This window comes from Rhodanobacter sp. B04 (genome assembly GCF_002001125.1).
Classification (GTDB): domain Bacteria; phylum Pseudomonadota; class Gammaproteobacteria; order Xanthomonadales; family Rhodanobacteraceae; genus Rhodanobacter.
Genome location: NZ_MUNV01000009.1, coordinates 163,965 through 184,518, shown reverse-complemented (window position 1 = coordinate 184,518; position 20,554 = coordinate 163,965). Strand labels below are relative to the sequence as shown.

The 20,554-nt window shown below is 65.0% G+C and carries 14 protein-coding genes; 5 read left to right on the top strand and 9 right to left on the bottom strand.

Annotated features, from left to right (window positions below; all coding sequences use genetic code 11):
- Positions 1–152 precede the first annotated feature (152 nt).
- Positions 153–1,121, top strand: a complete 969-nt coding sequence (locus B0E46_RS08525) for a hypothetical protein (RefSeq protein ID WP_077555356.1) — start codon at positions 153–155, stop codon at positions 1,119–1,121.
- Positions 1,122–1,848: 727 nt separating this feature from the next.
- On the opposite strand, the gene B0E46_RS17295 is transcribed toward B0E46_RS08525, so the two are convergent.
- The 7 genes from B0E46_RS17295 to B0E46_RS08495 all read right to left on the bottom strand — a co-directional run bounded on the left by B0E46_RS17295 (position 1,849) and on the right by B0E46_RS08495 (position 8,111).
- Entirely contained in the window at positions 1,849–2,289 is a 441-nt protein-coding gene (locus tag B0E46_RS17295; protein ID WP_139350475.1) for a hypothetical protein, read from the bottom strand.
- Between the two features lie 82 nt (positions 2,290–2,371).
- Positions 2,372–3,385: an NADP-dependent oxidoreductase gene (locus tag B0E46_RS08520; protein ID WP_077555355.1), complete on the bottom strand. Its 1,014-nt coding sequence runs from the start codon at positions 3,383–3,385 to the stop codon at positions 2,372–2,374.
- A 41-nt stretch (positions 3,386–3,426) separates the two neighbouring features.
- Positions 3,427–4,215: an SDR family oxidoreductase gene (locus tag B0E46_RS08515; protein WP_077555354.1), complete on the bottom strand. Its 789-nt coding sequence runs from the start codon at positions 4,213–4,215 to the stop codon at positions 3,427–3,429.
- A 105-nt stretch (positions 4,216–4,320) separates the two neighbouring features.
- Positions 4,321–5,091 (bottom strand): SDR family oxidoreductase, encoded by a 771-nt coding sequence (locus tag B0E46_RS08510; protein ID WP_077555353.1) that lies wholly within the window; start codon positions 5,089–5,091, stop codon positions 4,321–4,323.
- 31 nt (positions 5,092–5,122) lie between these two features.
- Positions 5,123–5,818, bottom strand: coding sequence for a histidine phosphatase family protein (locus tag B0E46_RS08505; RefSeq protein WP_139350474.1), 696 nt, complete (start codon positions 5,816–5,818; stop codon positions 5,123–5,125).
- Positions 5,815–6,885 (bottom strand): phosphotransferase family protein, encoded by a 1,071-nt coding sequence (locus tag B0E46_RS08500; RefSeq protein ID WP_077555352.1) that lies wholly within the window; start codon positions 6,883–6,885, stop codon positions 5,815–5,817. Before B0E46_RS08500 ends, B0E46_RS08505 begins: the two co-directional genes overlap by 4 nt.
- Complete coding sequence (locus B0E46_RS08495) at positions 6,882–8,111, bottom strand: acyl-CoA dehydrogenase family protein (RefSeq protein WP_077555351.1); 1,230 nt, start codon at positions 8,109–8,111, stop codon at positions 6,882–6,884. The genes B0E46_RS08500 and B0E46_RS08495 overlap by 4 nt, the downstream gene beginning before the upstream one ends.
- Positions 8,112–8,361: 250 nt before the next feature.
- Between B0E46_RS08495 and B0E46_RS08490 the strand changes: the two genes are divergently transcribed.
- Positions 8,362–9,285 carry a LysR family transcriptional regulator gene (locus B0E46_RS08490; RefSeq protein WP_077555350.1) on the top strand — a complete coding sequence of 308 codons (924 nt, stop codon included), beginning with the start codon at positions 8,362–8,364 and terminating at the stop codon, positions 9,283–9,285.
- On the opposite strand, the gene B0E46_RS08485 is transcribed toward B0E46_RS08490, so the two are convergent.
- The gene (locus B0E46_RS08485) at positions 9,286–10,227 is read right to left on the bottom strand and encodes an alpha/beta hydrolase (protein ID WP_077555349.1); all 942 of its coding nucleotides are present in this window, start codon (positions 10,225–10,227) and stop codon (positions 9,286–9,288) included.
- A 203-nt stretch (positions 10,228–10,430) separates the two neighbouring features.
- On the opposite strand from B0E46_RS08485, the gene B0E46_RS08480 reads away from it, so the two are divergent.
- The 3 genes from B0E46_RS08480 to B0E46_RS08470 all read left to right on the top strand — a co-directional run bounded on the left by B0E46_RS08480 (position 10,431) and on the right by B0E46_RS08470 (position 17,907).
- A complete protein-coding gene (locus tag B0E46_RS08480; protein ID WP_077555348.1) occupies positions 10,431–14,573 on the top strand; it encodes a hypothetical protein in 4,143 nt (1,380 codons plus the stop codon).
- On the top strand, positions 14,566–15,387 hold the full coding sequence (gene prmC / locus B0E46_RS08475; RefSeq protein ID WP_077555347.1) for a peptide chain release factor N(5)-glutamine methyltransferase: 822 nt from the start codon (positions 14,566–14,568) through the stop codon (positions 15,385–15,387). Before B0E46_RS08480 ends, prmC begins: the two co-directional genes overlap by 8 nt.
- Positions 15,388–15,564: 177 nt before the next feature.
- Complete coding sequence (locus tag B0E46_RS08470) at positions 15,565–17,907, top strand: TonB-dependent receptor (protein ID WP_077555346.1); 2,343 nt, start codon at positions 15,565–15,567, stop codon at positions 17,905–17,907.
- Here the strand turns inward: B0E46_RS08470 and B0E46_RS08465 are convergent.
- Positions 17,891–20,485, bottom strand: coding sequence for an MMPL family transporter (locus B0E46_RS08465; RefSeq protein ID WP_077555345.1), 2,595 nt, complete (start codon positions 20,483–20,485; stop codon positions 17,891–17,893). The genes B0E46_RS08470 and B0E46_RS08465 overlap by 17 nt on opposite strands.
- Between the last annotated feature and the right edge of the window lie 69 nt (positions 20,486–20,554).

The window sequence follows — 20,554 nt, the reverse complement described above, 5'->3', positions numbered from 1 at the left end:
TACCGGAAGCGCTTCGCACAAATGCCGCCCCGTAGATCATAGAATCCAGACCTGTCATTGCAGTCTTCAGCTGCAGCCCATCGTCTGTACGCCGAGACGGACATCGCATTCCTCACAATCTGCTTCACCGGCATCGAATACAGGGGGGCCTGATGATCGAGCTGGAAATCCAGGCGCTCTCGGAAAGTCGGGAGGGCCTGCTCATTGAAGTTGGCGGGTTCGTCATCGCCAACGGATTCACCTTGCAGCGGCAGCGTCTGGTGCAGGATCCGCACGGCATCCTGATGACGATGGTGGTGCGCGGACCCTGGCTCAAGAAGCGGGCGCTCGTGTCGGCGTTGAACGCGTATGACCGCTTTCTCAGTTTGAAAGTCGAGCCGTACGTCGAAGGCGAATCGAGGCCGCATTTCGCCGCATCGCGCAAGCCGTCGCCGTATACGGCTCCGCCCGCTCCCATGCTGGAACCAGCGCCAGCTGCTGCGGCAGTGGCACCAAAGCTAGTCGATCAGCCCGAGCCGGTGGTGGCGCCTGCGATCGTGGATGTGCCGGAAGCACAGCAGTTGCCGCCCGAGCGGGAGTCCGAGCCGGAGTTCGAGTTCATCCTGCCCAATCCGCCGCGACCGGCTGCAGCACCTGCACCCGCGGCGGCGGCACCGTTCGTCGAGTTGATCCCGCAGGGGCCGGACGAACCGGCTGTAGACAAGCTGTTGCGTGGACTGGAATACGACTATCCACGGATCGTGCCGCAGTTGCTGGCGCTGGATCGCACGGTTGCCGAAGCGGCGCGCGAGTCGTCGCTGGCATTGGCTGGGCAGCGCATCGGGGGGTGGGTGTTCGAGCGCGAGTACGCGCTGGATGGAGGGCTCGATCTGCATGACGCGATCGAGCGTATCGGGGTTCCGGCGCTGCGCGCCCTGGCCGAGGTTGACCTGCAGGGCGCCCAGCTGCACATCCAGGACAGTGCGCTTTGCGCCGAGCATGGCCACTCCGGGTGCAGTTTCTTCAGTGGTTTCCTGGAGGGGTTGCTAGGGGCTGCCATTGCGCCGGGCAGTCTGTCGATCTTTCCGGTTTGTTGTCGCAGTTACGGTGCGGATGAGTGTGTGTTGGCGATTTCGGATTGAGTGGGTTTGGCGGTTTCGGCCGTTGCCATTTTTGAAGCAAGAGCTTTCGTCCTCCTTCGGAGGGCGAGTCACTTTCTCTCGCTTGCCCGAGAGAAAGTAACCAAAGGGAGGGGCACCCCGCTTACGCGCCTTGCGGGCATCCCTGCCCGCAAGGTCCGCGGTCGGGCTACGGGGTTTGTCGACAGGGCATCCTGCCCTGACGCCAAACTGGCCGGCATCCATGCCGGCCACCCTGCGGGCTTTCCTCCACCCGCCCGCCGCTTCAGAGGGGCCCCGGGTAGAGCAACGCGCATCCTGCGCGTACTTTTCAGAAGAGCCAGATCAAAAGAAGTGGAACAAGAGCAAAACAACCGTTGAGCGATGCTTTGCTCTTGTTGTTGCTTGTGTGCTTTCAGCTCTCCATCGAGTGCGGGGCACGATGGCCCACTGCTCTACCGGGGCCCCGGCTCACGGACTTGCCGGGCAGGATGCCCGGCAAGCGCCAAGCGGGGTGGCCTTTCTCTTTGGTTAGCTTTCTCTTTGGCCACGCAAAGAGAAAGTAACTCGGGTGCCGAAAGCGCACGAAAGCTCTTGCTTCAACGCCGTTCGCGAATCAGCCAGAACGATATTGACAAACTGCTGCATCGACCGGTTGAGGCAGCAACCGGTAGCGGAGATTAGCTACATGCCGTGTCGTTCTCGCAGCAGAGACCGATAGGTGGGAACGTCAGCACAAGGAGAATTCCACTCATTGAGCCTTTGAGCCGAGGCAGCCATTAGCGTGATGTTCAAAATCACCGTGTGGAAAACAGCTCCGAAGCTCGATAACTGCGTTCTCATAATTTCCCTGTGCGGATCTCTTAAGCCAGTAGAGGGCTCGACGTTGAGAGATCGGGTCGTCACTGACTCTCAAAATATTGTATTCATCAAATTGCGATGCGAGGTAACCGTTTTCAGCCGCAATTAATACCCAATATTTCCATTTCGCATCGTAATTTTTCTCATAGCGAAAGTAGTCACTTAATAGCGACGCCGCTACCGCATTGCCCATTGATGCATCGACAGAGAGCTGCTCGACGCTAGAGGTGAGTTCAACTGGAGCTGCGCCAACTTTCGATACACCCCCGTGTGGAATTGGTGCGACTCCGGCTACCTGAAAAGCAAGGGCAAATATCCACGAACCAAGCATCTGAGGGCCCCCAATCTAACGAATTCCCGAAACCGGCTGCGTCCGCTATGGCTGATAGTGGACATTACACAACAAGCGCACCTTATGACTGCGGGTCCACCCGCAACACCAACTTCCCCCGATGACTCCCATCAAACAACCGGTTGAGTACCTCGGGCGCATTCTCCAGTCCCTCCGCCACCGTCTCCTCGGCCTTCAACTTCCCCTCGCGAATCCACCCACCCAGCACCTGCACCGCCTCGCGTGTCTTCGTGTAATCAAGAATCAGAAACCCCCGCATGCTGAGGCGCTTCATCACGAATACGCCGTAGTCGTCGCTGGGGCGCTCGTTGCTGTTGTAGCCGGAGATCAGCCCGCACATCGCGATGCGGCCGCCGATGACCATGCGTGAGAGCACCGCGCGCATCACTTCGCCGCCGACGTTCTCGAAGTTGACGTGGACGCCGTCGGGGGTGGCCGCCTTGAGTTGCTGCTTGAAGTCTTCGGCCTTGTAGTCGACGGCGGCGTCGAAGCCGAGTTCGTCGACGAGGTGGCGGCACTTGTCGGCGCCGCCGGCGATGCCGACTACGCGGGCGCCGTGGATCTTGCCGATCTGGCCGGCGATGGAGCCGACCGAGCCGGCGGCGGCGGAGACCACCAGGGTTTCGCCGGGCTGCACCGGGGCGATGTCGGTGAGGCCGTAGTAGGCGGTGACGCCGCTCATGCCGCAGGCGCCGAGCAGGGTGGGCAGTGGAATGCCGGGATCGGCGGGCAGGCGCACGTAGCCCTTGGCGCTGTCGTGCAGTACCAGATAGTCCTGCCAGCCGGTGATGCCTTGCACCAGGTCGCCCACCTGGTAGTGCGCCGAGCGCGATTGCACCACGCGGCCCAGGCCGAGCGCGCGCATCACTTCGCCGATCGCCACCGGCGGCAGGTATTGCGGGATGTCGCGCATCCACACGCGGTTGGTCGGGTCCATCGAGAGGTACAGCACACGCAGCAGCACCTCGCCGTCCTTCAGCTCGGGCACGGCCTGTTCGACCAGGTCGAAGTTCTCGCGCTTGACCAGGCCTTCGGGGCGGGTCTTCAGGCGCAGCTGACGATTGGCGTAGGACATGGGATTCACCGTGATGCAGGAAAGGGAGTGGGTGTATTCGACTATACGGCGCAGGCGCCGCCATCGATCACCATTTCGGCGGCGGTGACGTAGCGGCTTTCGTCGGAGGCCAGGTACAGCACGGCATAGGCGACATCGTCCGGTTCGCCGAGGCGATGCATGGGAATGCCGTGGGTGAGCTTGCGGGTGGCTTCCTCTTCGCCCAGCGCCTCGAAGAACGGCGCCACGATGCCGGTGCGGATGAAGGCTGGGTGGATCGAGTTGCAGCGCACGTCGATCTTTTGCCTTGTGCAGTCGATCGCGACGGATTTCGTCAGCATCGCCACCGCGGCCTTGGAGGTGTTGTAGGCGGTGTAATCGGGGCCGACCTTGAACGCGGCCAGCGAGGAGATGTTGACGATCGACGCGGGCTGATGCGCGCGCAACAGCGGCAGCGCATGTTTGCAGCCGAGCATGATGCTCTCGACGTTGACGCTCATCACGCGGCGCCACTCCTTCAGTTCGATCTGTTCCACCGTGCCGAGTGAGCCGATGCCGGCGTTGTTCACGAGCACGGAGAGGCCGCCCATGGTCTCGCTCGCTTCGGCCAGCAGCGCGTGCCAGCGTTCCTCGTCGCGCACATCCTGTGCGGCGGACCAGGCGACCTGCCGGCCACGTTCGCGATTGATCTCGTCGGCCACGGTGCGCGCGCCGGCTTCGTCGATATCGGTCAAAAAGACATTCGCGCCGTGCCGCGCGAGCATGCGCGCGATCGCGGCGCCGAGGCCTCCGGCGCCGCCGGTGACGAAGGCATGCTTGCCGGCGACGCGTTGTGCGGAAGGTTCGGTCATGGCGTATTCCTGCGGATGTTGATGAGGCCGATGCTTATGGGGATGTCGATGGTTTTTCGAGGTTTCCTTATGAGAACGGAGTCGATGGGAGTGATGTTGATCGGATCAGACACAGAGGTAGCCGCCATCGACGTTCAGCACTGCGCCGGTGGTGTACGACGACGCGTCGGAGGTTAGATAGAGTGCGGCGCCGGCCATCTCCGACGGCTGCGCCACGCGGCGCATCGGCACGTGCGCCAGCGCCTGCTTGAGGATCGCCGGCGTATTCACCAGCACCGAGGCGAACTTGGTGTCGGTCAGTCCCGGCAGCAGCGCATTGCAGCGAATGCCAGCGGCGGCGCATTCCACGGCGAACGCCTTGGTCATCGAGATCACCGCCGCCTTGGTGATCGAGTAGATGCCCTGCTGGAAGCCCGGCACCACGCCGTTGACCGAGGCCACGTTGACGATCGCGCCGCCGCCGTTGGCCGTCATCAACTTCGCGCCATGCGTGGACATGTAGAAATAGCCGCGGATGTTCACGTCGACGGTTTTCTGGAAGATGCCCGGATCGGTATCGAGGATGCTGCCGAAGTAGGGATTGGTGGCCGCGTTGTTGACCAGGATGTCGAGCCGGCCATGTTTCTGCGTCACGTGCGCGAACAGCGCCTCGATCTGCGCCAGCTCGCCGATATGGCAGGCGAAGGCTTCGGCCGAGCCGCCTGCTGCGACGATCTCGTCGACCACCAGCTGGCAATCGGCTTCGCGCCGGCTGGAGACGATCGCATGCGCGCCGTGTGCGGCCAGCAGCTTGGCGATCTCGGCGCCGATGCCGCGGCTGGCGCCGGTGACGATGGCGATCTTGCCCTTGAGATCGAAGTTCGTAGTGGTGCTCATGGCGAGGTCTCTTGGCGGAAGTGGAAGGGAGTCAGCGCAGTGTGATGAGATGATGCTCGTTCGCGTGTTCCAGGTGCGGCCAGGCGTTGTAGGTGATCAGCGTGGCGCCGCGTTGGCCTAGCCGCAGTCGGGTGAGGCCGGTGTTCACCAGCGGCCAGCTGAGCTTGAAGGTCTGTGCAGCGGGCGCCTCCATCAGCGCGTTGGCGAGTACGGCGATCGGTCCGCCCGAGGTGAAGGCCCAGATCGTGTGCGCCGAATGTTCGGTCAGTGCCTGCAGTGCATGCATGACGTTGCCGCGAAAGCGCGGCCAGGTGAGCTGGTACTCGGTGTCGTGTGCACCGTCGACCCAGCGGGCGACGGCATCGGCGAACAGACGCTGGAAAGCGCGGTGTGGATCGGATGCCTGCTTCAATTCCTTGCGCAGCACGCCTGGCCCGCTCAGATCAGGTCGATGCCGCGCGAGCAGTTCGTGGTGATCGACTTCGTCCAGACCATCCAGTGTCACCAGCGGGAGGTCGATGCCGGCGGCTTCGAGACAGAGTTCGGCCGTGCGTCGATGCCTCGCGCGCGGCCCGATCGCGATCAGGTCCGGGGTCGGGCCGCACGCGGTAAGCCACGAACCCAGCCGTCGCGACTGTTCTTCGCCAAGCGGCGACAAGCGATCGTAGTCATCGGCGCCAAAACTGGCCTGGCCATGGCGTATCAGCAGCAGGCTGCGCGCGCTCACAGCGTGGAACGACCGATGATGCGGCGGCAGCGACCGCCCATGTAGAGGGCGGCGTGGCCGAAGCCGGCGAACTGCGGGTTGCTGGTCTGGCCCAGCGCGAAGCGGCGGTAGATCTGCTGGATGATCACCATCAGCCGGAACAGCCCGAACACTTCGTAGAAATCGAAGTTGTCCACGTGCAAGCCGCTGCGCTGGCCGTAGTAATCGATCACCTCGCGGCGCGTCAGCATGCCGGCCACGTGGGTGGGTTGGCGGCGGAAGGACTGGAAGGTGGCGTCGTCGTCGGCCTGCACCCAGTAGGCCAGCGAGCCGCCCAGGTCCATCAACGGATCGCCGATGGTGGCCATCTCCCAGTCCAGCACGCCGACGATGTCCAGCGGATGCTCGGGATCGAGCACCACGTTGTCGAAGCGGTAGTCGTTGTGGATCACGCAGCTGGCGTTGTCGCGCGCCGGCTGTTTTGCCGCAAGCCACGCGACGACGTCGGTGCAGGCATCGGTGTCCTCGGTGAGCGACTTCTGCCAGCGGTCGCTCCAGCCGGCGACCTGCCGTGCGATATAGCCGCCGCCCTTGCCGATGTGTTGCAGCTCAGGCAGCGAGGCATCGACCCGATGCAGCTCGATCAGCCGGTCGATGAACCCCCGGCAGAGTTGGCGCACGCCTTCCGCATCGAGATACAGTTCGGCCGGCAGTTCGCGGCGCAGGATGCTGCCGCGCAGGCGCTCCATCACGTAGAAGTCATGGCCGATCACCGATGTGTCGTCGCAGGTGGCGAGGATCGCCGGCACATATGGGTAATGCGGTTTCAGTGCCGCCATCACTTGCGCCTCGCGCAACATGTCGTGTGCGGATTTCGCTTTGGCGCCGCCCGGTGGGCGACGCAACACCAGTTCGCGATCGCTGTAGGTGATCAGGTAAGTGAGATTGGAGGCGCCGCCGGGAAACTGTGCGAGCGTCGGTATGCCTTCGAGTCCGGCAATATGTTGCTTCAGAAATGCATCGACGCGTTGCAGATCGAGTGCATCCTCGTCGCGCACCGCACGCGGTTGATCCAGCGGCGTGGTCATCGTGCCGCCTCCTGTGCGCCTTGCGCCTTCATTTCCAGTCGTGCGATCACGCCGCGATGCACTTCGTCCGGGCCGTCGGCCAGACGCAGCACGCGCGCATACGCGTACAGCTGCGCCAGCGGAAAATCGTCGGACAGGCCGGCGCCGCCGTGGATCTGGATTGCCGCATCGGCCGCCTGCTGGGCTATCGCCGGCACGGCCACCTTGATCTGCGAGATCAGGCTGAGCGAGGCCTTGGTGCCGTGTGTGTCGAGTGTCCAGGCGGTCTTCAGCGTCAGCAGTCGCGCCTGCTCGATCGCCATGCGCAGGTTGGCGATGATGTCGGGATTGCTGCCCAGTTCAGACAGCGGCTTGCCGAACGCGACGCGTGAACGCGCACGAGCGCATAGCAGGGTCAGCGCGCGCTCCGCCGCGCCGATCGCGCGCATGCAGTGATGCACGCGTCCGGGTCCCAGCCGACCCTGGGCGATCTCGAAGCCGCGGCCTGCACCGAGGATCACGTTCTCCGTTGGCAGCCGCACATTGGTAAAGCTCAACTCGCCATGGCCGCTTGGTTCGTCGAAGTGATGGAACACCGGCAGCATGCGTTCGATGTTCACGCCGGGCGCATCAAGCGGGCAGATCACCATGCTGTGGCGCCGGTGTGGCTCGGCGTGCGGATCGCTCAGCCCCATGAAGATCACGAAGCGGCAATGCGGGTGGCCGGCGCCAGTGGTCCACCATTTGCGCCCGTTCAACACGACCTGGTCGCCTTCGATCGTGGCGGTGGCCTGCATATTGGTGGCGTCGGAAGAGGCCACGTCCGGCTCGGTCATGCCGAAGGCCGAGCGGATCCGGCCACCCAGCAAGGGCTGCAGCCAGCGCTGCTGCTGTTCCGGCGTGCCGTAGCGGTGCAGCACTTCCATGTTGCCGCTGTCGGGCGCGCTGCAGTTGAACACTTCCGGCGCGATGAAGGAGTGCCCCATGATCTCGGCCAGCGGCGCGTAGTCCATGTGGCTTAGCCCCGCGCCGTGTTCGGCATCGGGCAGGAACAGGTTCCACAGTCCCGCCGTGCGCGCCTTGGCCTTCAAGGCCTCCATCACCGCCGGTTGCCGCCATTGGCGATGGTTGCTGCTGCCGCTCAGTTGTGCGGCGTAGATCCGCTCGGCCGGAACCACCTCGTCGCGCATGAAGGCGCAGAGGCGTTCGACCAGAGCCTGGGTGCGTTCCGAGGCGGCAAAGTCCACGTGCATTCCTCCTGACCAGCGGCCAGCCTACGCCTCACCCATAGAATTAGTGAAATGAATATGCTTTATGACTACCCATTAGAATGGTCGATGGGTTTTCGCTCATCATCCCTGCGCAAGCAGGGATCCAGTGCCATTGGATTCGGTCGCTGGAAGTCGCCGGGTCCCTGCTCGACCAGCCATTCGGCTGTCGAAAAGCGCGTCGAGGGAATGACGATGGTTTTTCGAGGCACCCTTTACGGAGCAGCACATGGACCGCACCGACAACCGCATCGACCTCAACCTGTTCCGCGTGCTCGACGCGATCTACAGCCATGGCGGCGTCAGCGCCGCTGCGCGCGTCCTGCATCTGACCCAGCCGGCGGTCACGCATGCGTTGCAACGCCTGCGCGACCAGTTGGGCGACCCGCTGTTCGTGCGCCAGGGCAACCGGTTGCTGCCTACCGAAAAGGTGCGCACGATGATGCCAGCGGTGCGGATGCACCTGAAGGGCCTGCATGCCAGCGCGCACGCGCAAGCGCGCTTCGACCCGGCGCAGCTGGATATCGAGCTGGCCGTCGGATTTCGCGACATCCTCGAATCGATCGCCCTGCCTTCGCTGCTGGCACGGATCGAACGGCACGCACCGCAGTTGCGCGTGGTCAGTCGCCGCGTCGCCGCCGATGACGTGGAACGGGAGCTGGCGGCAGGCACGGTGGACCTGGTGGTGGACCGGCCGTTGCGCGCCAGCGCACGCATCTCCCGCAAGCGCCTGCTCGACGAGTCGCTGGTGGTGGTGATGCGTGCCGATCATCCGTGCGCCACGCAGCTTCGGCGCAACGACTACATGAGCGCGCGCCACGTCGCCGTGTCGGCGCTGGGCGAGGCCAATGCGCTGGACATGCTGCTCGGCCAGAACGGCATGTTCCGTCACGTGCAGCTGGTCAGCCAGCACTATTTTTCCGCCTGCCAGATTGCGGCGGCCACGCAGATGCTGCTGACCGTGCCGCGCTCTTATGCCAACCACCTGGCCACGCTGCTGCCGATTGCCGTGCAGCCGTTGCCGATAAGGCTGAAGGCATTTCCGATCCTCGCCTACTGGCATGCGTCGAAAGACGACGATCGCGCGCACGGGTGGTTTCGGCAATGGGTGTTCGAGGCGATCACCCAGGCGATCGAGCCGGCGCAGCGCTGATCAAGGCGCGCTGGTTTCCGCCGGCACCGCCATGGATTCCGCACGCCGATGCGCGTGGATGAATTGCACGACATCCTGGATCACCGGCGCCTTGTCGCGCAGCGGCTTCGAGATCGAGAACAGGATCGCGAAGTGGCCGATATCCGGATAGAGCTTGACCTCGACCGGCTCGTTTTCCTGGCGCAGGGCACGTGCCAGCGATTCGGTATTGCGCGGCCACACGATCTTGTCGGTCGTGCCCTGCATCAGCAGCATCGGCGGCTCATCGCCATTGACGAAGTGCACCGGCTGCGAGCGCAGTTGTGCCGCATGCGTGGCGCCGAACATGTCGATGAAATCCGGATCCTTCAACGGCAGAAAATCGTACGGCCCGGCCAGGCCGATGAAGCCGGCCAGCTGCCGCGGCTGCATGCCTACCTCATTCAACCAGTGCGCATCGGTGGCCAGCAGCGCGCCGATGTGCGCGCCGGCGGAGTGACCCATCACGAACAGGTCGTCCGGGTTGCCGCCGTATTCGTCGGCGTGTGCATGCGTCCATGCCACGGCGTGTGCAGCGTCCTGCATGAAGCCATCCAGTCTCACCTTCGGCCACAGGCGGTAGTCGGGAATCACCACCACCAGGCCACGCCTTGCGAGCGTTTCGCCCACCCACGCGTACCACGACCGTTTGCCGGACTTCCAGCTGCCACCATAGAAGAACACCACCACCGGCGCATGGCTGGCGTCGCTCGGCCGATAGATATCCAGTGCCAGCTGGTGCGCAGGGTCGAACACCATGCCGCGTTGCACGACCACCCCCGCCTTGCTGGTGGCGGTGTTGAGGCTGCCGAAAAGCACCGCCTGGCAGCCTGTGAGCAGGGTGCCGCCGAGCAGCATCAGCGCAGTGGCAAGAAGGCCTCGACGTAGCGGGCCGCGGGCGGCGCGGGGTGTACTGGTCGGCATGCGGTTTCCTTTGGATGGCCTGCGGGGTTGACCCATGTGGCGGACCAGTCAACCCCGTTATGCAGCAGGCTGCGTTTCATCAGGGGTTGAGGTGGCATGCATGCAGATACGAGCAACGACTCCTTCAGGATGCAGTTGCCGCTGTGTGCCTGCCGCGTACCACTTACACTGTGCCGGCCTCGCGGGCACACAGGGAGAAATACATGCTTCGTCGATCGCCAGGGTTGCTGGGCTTTGGGTTGCTGGGTGTGTGGCTGCTGCTTGCCGCGCCCTTGCTGGCGCAGGACGTACCGCCGCCGTTGCGCGACTGGCAGGGCTGGGTGTTGCACGACGTGCCGCAGCATGGCTGTCCGTTTCTTGCCAACCAGCCGCCGGGCGATGGCAGCTACCAGTGCGCGTGGCCGGGACGATTGACACTGGACGCCGACAAGGATGGCGGGCGCTTCAGCCTGGATGTGCATGTGGATGCGCCAAGCTGGGTGGCGTTGCCGGGCGACAACATCCACTGGCCACAGGAGGTGACGCTGGGCAAACAGCCGGCCATCGTGCTGGAGCATGAAAACGCGCCAATGCTGCGGCTGGAGCCCGGCGACTACCAGGTGAAGGGCACGTTGCCATGGGTGTCGCGGCCGGCCATCCTGCGTGTCCCGGCTGCGATCGGCCTGATTACGCTGACTGTTGACGGCGCCGCCGTCACCCGAATCGAGCGTGAGGACGAATTACTCACGCTGGGCGAAGCGGCCAATGCGCAACGCGCTGCCGATGCGCTTTCGCTGCGCGTGTATCGCCGTCTCGCCGATGGCCTGCCGGCCACGCTGGAAACGCAGCTTCAATTCAATGTCACCGGTACGGCGCGCGAGCAGGTGCTGGGACCGGCACTGCCGGATGGCTTTGTGGCGACTGCTCTCCGTGGTGATCTGCCGGCGCGGCTGGAAAAGGACGGGCGCCTGCGCGTGCAGCTGCGGCCAGGCCAGTCGACGTTGACGCTGGTTGCGCGCAGCGTCGCGCCACTGGCAAGGATCGGCCTGACCTTGCCGCCATCGCCATGGCCAAAGCAGGAGGTCTGGAGTTATGCCGACGACAACGCGCTGCGCAGCACACGGGTCGAGGGCAATCCTATCGATGCCAACCAGGCTGGTGTGCCGGATGACTGGAACATGCTGCCGGCCTATCTATTGGACGGGGCCAGTGGTCTGAACGTGGAGCAGGGTAACCGCGGCAACGAAGGTGGCCAGGGTGACGCGCTGCACCTGCAGCGCGAGATGTGGCTGGCTTTCGATGGGCGTGATTTCAGCATTGCCGACCACCTCACCGGCGAGCTGCGTCACCATCAACGGCTCGAGGTGGCAGCACCATGGGAATTGCAGCGTGCCTCGGAGAGCGACGAACCGTTGCTGGTCACCAGGGATGCCTCGGGGCATTCGGGTGTGGAGGTTCGCGATCGCACGATCGACGTTTCAGCCGGGCTCAAGCTGCCGGCGCATGCCGGTGCGGTGCCCAGTTCGGGCTGGCAGGTGCCGCTGGAAAACATCGACGCCACCCTGCACCTGCCGCATGGTTACCGGCTGCTCGGCGCGATCGGCGCGGATCGTTCGGCCGATTCGTGGGCGGCGCAATGGAACCTGCTCGACCTGTTCGTGGTGGCGCTGATTGCACTGCTGGCCGGGCGCCTGCTCGGCTGGCCGTGGGCGCTGTTGGCCGCTGGCTATCTCGTGCTGGCCCAGCACGAGCACATGGCGCCGCTGTGGACGGTCGCCGTCGCGCTCGCGTTGGCACTGCTGTTGCGCGCCTTGCCCGAGGGGCGGCTGCACCTGTTTGCGCGTTGCGGTGCCATCGGCATGTTCGTGCTGGCGGCGTTGTGGGCGCTGCCGTTCGCCGCGTCGCAGTTGCAGTACGCGCTGCATCCGCAACTGGAGGAAAGCATGGCGCCGCGGATGGTCTCGGCAGGCTACGCACCGCAGGTGCAGGATGTGATGGAGGATGGCAAGAGCGCCAACCGGGCTCCGTCCAAGATTGTCCAGAAGGTCTTGCCGCCACCCCCGCCGGGATTGGTGACATTGAACGAGGCCGCCGCCCCGGCACTGGCTGGCGCAGCCAAATCAGGCACGCTGCAGACGGTTGTGGTGACCGGCTCGCAGATTTCGATCACGATGCTCGTGGCCGATGACCGGGATACGCACACCGTGATCCAGGCCGGTGCCGGCACCCCGGGCTGGAACGAGGGCAACAACTACCGCCTCGGCTGGTCCGGCCCGGTGACACCACAGCAGACCACCCGGCTGGTGATTGCGCCGGCCTGGCTGGTGCGCATCATGCGCGTGCTGATGATCGGCCTGCTCGGTGCACTGCTCGGTCGGTTGATGATGAACCTGCTGCTGCCGCTGCGTGGTCGCGGGATGCCTTCGCGTGGCGCGGGTGTGGCTGCTGCGGCGCTGCTGGCGATGGCCTTGTTGCCCACGGGTTCACGTGCCCAGGCGATGCCTGATCAGCAGCTACTGAACCAGTTGCGCAGCCGGCTCACCGAGGCGCCGAAGTGCTCGCCGCAATGCGCGGAGCTGGCGCAGGCGCAGCTGCAGGTGAACGGTGCGATGCTTGACCTGGAGCTGGAAGCGCACGCCGGCACTTCCGTTGCGCTGCCGTTGCCGACGTCTGACGACGCGATGCCGCTGGCCGACGTCAGCCTTGATGGTCATGCCGATCCGGCACTGCTCCGCGACGGCGAGCAGCTGCTGCTGCGACTCGATCGTGGGGTGCATCGCATCAGCCTGCATTACCGCCTTGACGGCGTCGAAAGCGCCGCTGTGCATTTCGCGTTGGCGCCGCAACACATCGCCTTCATTGGCCCGGGCTGGTCGCTGGAGGGTGTCGACGACGGACGCGTGCTGGGCGACAGCATCACCCTGCGCCGCGCGCAGACCGCAGCCAACGGCAAGAGCCTGCCGACCACGCAGAGCTTTCCGCCCTATGTGCGACTCACCCGGAAGATCGGCCTGGGCCTGGACTGGTTCGTATCCAACCAGGTGGAGCGCATCGCGCCACAGGACGGTGGTTTCAGCATCAGCTTGCCGCTGCTGCCGGGCGAGCATCCCAAGGGTGAAGGCGTACTGGTCAGGAACGGCCGCATCGACATCACTTTCAAGGCAGGCGAGTCCGTAGTGAGCTGGGAGAGCCAGCTCGATCGTTCGGCTGGAATCACCTTGCACGCACCACCGCTGGACGAACGCGCCGAGGTGTGGAAACTGGGGGCGGCGCCGATGTGGCATGTCGATGCCAAGGGCGTGCCGACCAGCGACAGTGACGATGATCTGCGTTTCGACCCGTTGCCTGGCGAAAGTCTGCGACTGGCGATCACACGACCGGTCGCGATCGCCGGCGACAGCCTCGCCATCGATAGCATGCAGCTGACCAGCAGCACCGGCGAGCGTGCCAGCGAGCTCGTGCTCAACGTGCGTGCGCGCAGCACCCGTGGTGGCGAGCATTCGATCGATCTGCCGCTTGGCAGTGAACTGCTCGATGCGAAGCGCGACAACGAGTCGATCAACCTTGCCATCCGCGATGGCAAGCTCAGCCTGCCGCTGCTGCCGGGAACGCATGACTATGTGCTGCGCCTGCGCGGATTGCAGGGCATGGCTGCACGCGTGCGCGCGCCGTCGCTTGACTTGCACGCGCCGGTAGCCAATATCGAGATCACTCTGCAACTGCCGCAGGATCGCTGGTTGCTGTGGACTTGGGGGCCGACCGATGGCCCGGCCGTACTCTACTGGTCGCAGCTACTGGTACTGTTGCTCGCCTCCTGGCTGCTGGCTCGCCATGCGCCGACGCCGCTGCGCTTCAGTCACTGGCTACTGCTGGGGCTGGGCTTCTCGGCCTTTGCCTGGAGTGCCTACGCGCTGGTGGTGCTGTGGCTGATCTTGCTGGGACTGCGCGCGCGCATGCACGCACCGGAACTGATGGGCGGCACTCGGTTCAACCTGCTGCAATTCGGTCTGGCTGCCTTGACTATGCTCTCGTTGGTGGTGCTGATCGGCGCCGTGCCACAGGGCTTGCTCGGCCTGCCCGACATGCATGTGGCCGGCAACGGATCAACGACCTCATCGCTGCACTGGTTTGCTGACCAAAGCAGTGGCGCGCTGCCTGAGGCGGGTGTGTTCAGCGTACCGCTGTGGGCGTACAAGTTCGCCATGCTGGCCTGGGCGCTGTGGCTGGCCAATGCGCTGATCGGCTGGCTGCGCTGGGCGTTCGATGCGTGGACGCGTGGCGGCTACTGGCGCAAACCCGAACCTAAGCCTGCGGCCATCCCGCCCCAGTTGCCGCCGTCATCGACGGAGCCTTCGCCCGATGCCTGATGTTCGCAGCGTATTGGCTGCAGCGACGCAACGCCTCGGCGAGCGCCTGGATGCGGAGCTGTTGCTGTTGCATGCGTTGAAGAAACCACGCAGCTGGCTGTTTGCGCATGTCGACGACATGCTGGATATGGACGTCCGGACGGCTTACGCGGCCCTGCTCGATCGGCGTGTGCAAGGTGAGCCGGTGGCCTACATCACCGGCCATCGGGGCTTCTGGTCGCTGGAGCTGGAAGTCACGCCGGCGACCTTGATCCCGCGCCCGGAAACCGAGTTGCTGGTCGAGCAGGCGTTGCAACGGCTGCCGCGCGATGCCGCCTGCCGCGTGGCGGATCTCGGCACCGGCAGTGGTGCCATCGCGCTGGCGATCGCCAGCGAGCTTCCGCATGCGCAAGTGAGCGCTACCGATGCCAGCGCCGCGGCACTCGCCGTGGCCCGGCGCAATGCGCAGCGTCTGGCCATCGGCCATGTCGTTTTTCTGCACGGCGACTGGCTGGTGCCGCTGGCCGATCAACGCTTTGACATGATCGTGTCCAATCCACCGTACATCGAGACCGCCGATCCGCATCTGGGGCAGGGCGACCTGCGTTTTGAACCCGCCAGCGCACTGGCTTCCGGCCATGATGGTCTCGACGACATCCGCCGCATCGTGCGCGATGCGCGCGCGCATCTGCATCCCGGCGGCTGGCTGCTGTTCGAGCATGGCTGGAACCAGGGTGCCGCCGTACGCGCGCTGCTCGCCGACGCCGGTTATGGCGAGATCTTCACGGTGCAGGATCTGGAGCATCGCGATCGCGTCAGCGGCGGTTGTCGCTGATTGTCGAAGCTTGTTGCGCGCTGTTTCGACTTTCTTCGCGTGATTGCGCATGGGTAGTGCCCTGCCGGTGGTCGCGCTAAGCTGGTGCCTGCATATCGCGGTCGGCCGGATCCGGGCAGGCTTTGGTCTCCCGTCATCCGTACCGGATTTACCCGTGCCAGGTGAGGGTGCAGCATCATGCCGTTCCATTCGGATAGCGCGTTCAGCGGCTGCGATGGAAAGCGCCGTGTCGGTGGTGCGTGCTGGTCTCGCCTGATCGGAGTGTCGCTGCTTTGCCTTCCGGCCCTGGCGGTCGCGCAATCCAGCGCGGACCCAGCCACGGCAGCCAGTTCGGCATCGCCCGGCAAAGTTGGCTCATCGGGGCCGAAGCAGGCGACGGCACTCGGCGAAATCATCGTCACGGCGAACCGCCGGCGCGAGCCATCGCGCGAGGTGCCGATGCATGTGGACACGGTGCAGGCTTCAGACTTGCAGAAGGTCGGCGCGCGCACGCTCAGCGACTATGTTTCGTACCAGCCCGGCGTGTTCTTCGCCAGTTCGGGCGGTGCCGGTGAAGGCGAGCTGATCATGCGCGGCGTGTCCACCGGCAACCAGACCAGCCCCACCGTGTCGGTGTACATGGACGACGTGCCGGTCGGCGGCAGTACCGTGTATGCCTCGGCCGCCACCTTCGTGTTCGACGCGGCGCTGATGGATCTGGACCACATCGAGTTCCTGTACGGCCCGCAGGGCACGCTGTATGGCGCCGGTTCGATGGGCGGCCTGGTCAAGTACGTCACCAACAAGCCCGATGCAAGCGGGTTTTCCGGGTCGGCGGGTTTCGACATTTCGCATACTCAGCAGGCCGGCATGAATTACACCGAGCGGGCCACGCTGAATATTCCGCTGGTGCAGGACAAGGCGGCATTGCGCGTATCGGTCATGGATCAGCACAGTGCCGGGCTGTACCGCGCGGTGGGCGAAACGCCGGCCAGTGGGGACGACCGCACGCATACCCAGGGGGTGCGTGCGCAGCTCGAGGTCGACCCGACCGACAAGCTCAGCTTCAACCTCAGCGCGATGGTCCAGCGTATCGCCGCCAATAGCCTGTCGATGGCGGACTATTCGCTGGCGACCGGCCAGCCGTTGTCGGGTGGCCCCTATGATCGCGAGCTCAACCATCGTGAGCCGTTCACGCAGACCCTGCAGCTGTATTCGTTCCATGCCGGCTACGACTTTGGCTGGGCCAACCTGGACTGGATCAGTTCGTACCAGAATTTCGTCAACCACAGCGTGCAGGATTATCCGGACGGATTCCTGGTCCTGTACAACCAGCTCTATCCTGCGCTCGGTGGCGACAGCGCACTGAGCTCGCTCTATGTCGATTCCCAATACAACGTGCACAAGGCCTCGCAGGAGATCCGCCTGACCTCGCGCAAGGGCGATCACTTCGACTGGCTGGCCGGCCTGTGGTTCAACCGCGAGGACGAGTGGGAGCAGTACGCGCTGGAAGGTGCGAACCTGCCGCCGCCGGGCCGCAGCATCCTGCTGGCGCAGCGGGTGAATTCCCGCTACCAGGAATATGCCGGCTACGGTGACCTGACCTGGCACATCACCCCGACGATCGACGTGGCCGCCGGCGTGCGCGCCAGCGGCAATTCGCAGCACCTGTCCAACTTCGAGGATGGCTCGGTGGCCGGCAGCCCGGGCGGTTTCCGCGAGAGCATGATCAGCGACGACATCACCAAGATGCTGACCGTCAGCTACCGGCCCGACAAGAGCCACAGCTACTACATGCGCGCATCGACCGGCTACCGTCCCGGTGGCCTGCAGGCGCCGGTGCAGAGCACGGTCTTCGGCGCCAATCCGAATGCGAATGACACCTTCGGCTCGGATACCCTGCAAAGCTATGAACTCGGCTACAAGGGCAGCCACCTGGATGGCCATCTGAACATAGGCATCGATGCCTATGACATCGAATGGCACAACATGCAGCTGATCACCTACACGGTCGGCAACGCGATCATCGAGAATGCCGGGGATTCGAGGATCGATGGACTCGAGCTGCAGGTCACCTATGCCACCGGAGCATGGCTGCTCAGCGGCGCGGGTGCCTATACCGATGCGCGTACCCTGCAGGGCAACCCGCAGCAGGGCATCGAGGACGGCGCGCGCCTGCCGTATTCGGCCAGGCAAACGGCCACGCTCGCCGCGAAGTACAACTTCCGGCTGGCCGGCGATGCCGCCTATGCCGGTGCCAACCTGCGCCTGTCGAGCCAGCGCAACGCCGGCTTCGTGGGTGATTCGAGCGATCCCAACTTCAACCTGCCGGGTTTCGCCATGCTCGATCTCGACACCGGCCTGACCCTGCGCAGCGGCATCAGCGTGGATCTTTACCTGCGCAACGCGCTGGATCGCCGGGTGGCGATCGGCACGCTCAACTCCGAGTCGGTCAGCTTTCTCGCCAGCGTCGGTGGCCCGATGCTGGTGCAGCTGTCCACACCGCGCACGCTTGGCGTGTCGGTCAACGTGCCGTTCTAGGCGACGCCGGCGCCAGCGTGTAGAGCAGGGCGGGCAGGAAGGCGAAGGTCGCCAGCAGCACGGCGACCAGGCTGAGCAGGAGCAGGCTGCCCATGCTGGCCATGCCGCGGTCGTGCGACAGCGCCAGCGAGCCGAACGCGGTGCCGGTGGTGAGCGCGGAGAAGAGCACCGCGCGTGCCGAGGCGGAGCCGACGAAACGGCGCATGCCGGCGCGCCAGTTCATCACGAAGTACACGTTGAACGAGACGCCCACGCCGAGCAGCAGCGGCAGCGCGATGATGTTGGCGTAGTTGATCGCCATGCCGGCCAGTTGCGCCAGCAGCGCAGTGAGCAGGCCCGACATCGCCAGGGTGAGCAGCACGATGCCGGTATCGCGCAGGTGGCGCAGTGCGAACAGCAGCACCAGCGCGATCGCAACCGTGGCCAGCATGGCGGCCTGGAGGAACGCACGCATGATGGTGTCCGCCGAGGCAATCGTGGTGACCGCCGGGCCGCCCGCGTCCGGCGCTATCGTCTGCACCGCATCGACGAAGCGACGCAATCCGGCGGTGTCGTGTGCGGCCGCGGTCGGCGATACCTGCAGGTGCACCCGTCCATCCGCGGCAAACCAGTCGTGGCGGATCGAATCGGGCAGGCTCTGCAAGGTGATCGGGGTCGCGTTCAGCGCATCACGCAGACTGGCCAGTTCGTCGGGCAGGAAGCGGGTGACCGCTTCGTTCATCGCCAGCAGGCGCGCATCGGGTGCCTGGGCCAGGTGCTGCAGGGCGACATCGATGCCACGCAGTGGTGAATCGGCAGGCAGGTCGGTGCCGGCCCGTGCGATCGCATCGCGGGTATCGGCGATCGCCGTGCGCAGCGTTGCCGGAGTCAGCGCGGGCGCCGCACCTGACGGCTCCAGCGAGGGCAGCAGCAGGTCCTGCGCCTGCTCCAGCTGGTCGAGCTTGGCCGGCTGCTGTGCCGGGACGAAGGTTGCGCCGGAAATCACGCTGGACACTTCCGGCAGATGCGCGAGGCGATCGCCGAGTGTGCGCGCGTGGACGAGGTCGGGCGCCATGATGTCGATGTTGAACGGGTTCGTGGCCGGATTCTCCGCCAGGCTGCGCAGCGTGCGCATGGGTTCGGAATTGGGGTCTTGCGTATGCAGCGGGTTGGCATCGAACGGCATCCACACCGCAGCCACCATGCCGGCTGCCGCGAGTACGGTGAACAGGCCGAGTACCCCTCTGCGATGCCGTTGCAGCAAGTGGTCCCACGCGACACCGAACGGCAACGCCAGCTCGTGATCCTGGTCGCGTGGCTGGAACAGCCACAGCAGCGCCGGCAGCAGGGTCAGCGTGCAGAGCAGGGCCAGGCCCATGCCGGCGCCGGCGATCAGGCCCAGCTCGGCCACCCCGACGAAGGCGGTCGGCGCGAACGCGAGGAAGCCGCAGGCAATCGCCATCGCAGCCACCGCGATCTGTGCACCGGCTGCGCGGGCGGTGCCGCTCAATGCGGCTGCGAGTGTGGGTTGCTGCGGCCGTTCATCGCGCAGGCGCACGGCGAACTGGATCGCGAAGTCCACGGCGAGGCCCACGAACAGCACGGCAAAAGCCACCGAGATCAGGTTCAGCGTGCCGATGGCCATTGCCGCGAAGCCGATCGTGAGCGCGAAGCCGGCCAGCAGGGTCAGCAGGATCGGCACGATGAGCCGCCATGAACGCAGCGCGAGATACAGCCACAGCGCCAGCAACACGAGGCTGACCAGGGTGCTGCCGACGATGCCTTCGGTCAGCGCACCGAACTGCACGTCCGAGAGCGCCACCGAGCCGGTGTAGTTCATCCGCACGCGGCCGCTGCGCACGCCCGGCAGCGCGGCACTCGCGCGCTCCAGTGCCTGGGTGGCGGCGAGACCCGGTTGCAACGAGTTCGCTTGCAGCACGGGATGCAGCAGCAGCAGGCGCATGTTGTCGGTTTGCCGGGTGACATCCGAGCCCAGCAGCGATTGCCACGACAGCGGTTGCGGCCGTCCGGCAGCGGCATGCTCGAGTACCTGCTGGAGCTGCCGCAACGCCGTGTTGTAGGCACTCAGGTCCGCATGTTCGATGCGCACCCCTTCGGCCATCAACGACACGCCCTGCAGCAGCCCGCGTGCCGACGGATCGCTGGCCAGCGGGCCGAGCAGCGGTTGTGCCGCCATCAGCGAATCGAGCAGTTTGGCCAGGTCGTCCGGGCCGAGCAGGAGCAGCCCTTCTTTGCGAAAGAACGGATCGGCGTCCGGCCGCGTCACGTCGTGGAAATGCTGGCGGTCCGCACGCAGCGTGGCAGCCAGGGTGGCGGCGGCCTGGTCGGTTTCCTCCGGCGTCGCACCACGCACGACCGCGACCAGCAGGTCATTGAACTGCGGAAACTCGCGGTCGAAGGCCAGCTGATGCTGTCGCCACGGCAGGCTGGTGGCGAACATGTGGTCGGTATCCGAATCGATGCCGAGATGGCCAGCCGCGTAGCAGGTGCATACGGCAGTCAGTACGGCGAAGCCCAGCACCAAGGCCATGGCATGTCGCCGGCTTGCATCGACAATACGGATCAGCCATCCAGTCATGGATTGCGCAGCTCCCCACGGTCACGACTGCGCCAGCCCACAGGCTGGCGCAATCTACATCCCGCGAGT

What these genes read in the sequence shown, in the direction of transcription:
- B0E46_RS08525 (WP_077555356.1), top strand. Translation starts at nt 153, where the DNA reads ATGATCGAGCTGGAAATCCAGGCGCTCTCGGAAAGTCGGGAGGGCCTG.
- B0E46_RS17295 (WP_139350475.1), bottom strand. Translation starts at nt 2,289, where the DNA reads ATGCTTGGTTCGTGGATATTTGCCCTTGCTTTTCAGGTAGCCGGAGTC.
- B0E46_RS08520 (WP_077555355.1), bottom strand. Translation starts at nt 3,385, where the DNA reads ATGTCCTACGCCAATCGTCAGCTGCGCCTGAAGACCCGCCCCGAAGGC.
- B0E46_RS08515 (WP_077555354.1), bottom strand. Translation starts at nt 4,215, where the DNA reads ATGACCGAACCTTCCGCACAACGCGTCGCCGGCAAGCATGCCTTCGTC.
- B0E46_RS08510 (WP_077555353.1), bottom strand. Translation starts at nt 5,091, where the DNA reads ATGAGCACCACTACGAACTTCGATCTCAAGGGCAAGATCGCCATCGTC.
- B0E46_RS08500 (WP_077555352.1), bottom strand. Translation starts at nt 6,885, where the DNA reads ATGACCACGCCGCTGGATCAACCGCGTGCGGTGCGCGACGAGGATGCA.
- B0E46_RS08490 (WP_077555350.1), top strand. Translation starts at nt 8,362, where the DNA reads ATGGACCGCACCGACAACCGCATCGACCTCAACCTGTTCCGCGTGCTC.
- B0E46_RS08485 (WP_077555349.1), bottom strand. Translation starts at nt 10,227, where the DNA reads ATGCCGACCAGTACACCCCGCGCCGCCCGCGGCCCGCTACGTCGAGGC.
- B0E46_RS08480 (WP_077555348.1), top strand. Translation starts at nt 10,431, where the DNA reads ATGCTTCGTCGATCGCCAGGGTTGCTGGGCTTTGGGTTGCTGGGTGTG.
- prmC (WP_077555347.1), top strand. Translation starts at nt 14,566, where the DNA reads ATGCCTGATGTTCGCAGCGTATTGGCTGCAGCGACGCAACGCCTCGGC.
- B0E46_RS08470 (WP_077555346.1), top strand. Translation starts at nt 15,565, where the DNA reads ATGCCGTTCCATTCGGATAGCGCGTTCAGCGGCTGCGATGGAAAGCGC.
- B0E46_RS08465 (WP_077555345.1), bottom strand. Translation starts at nt 20,485, where the DNA reads ATGACTGGATGGCTGATCCGTATTGTCGATGCAAGCCGGCGACATGCC.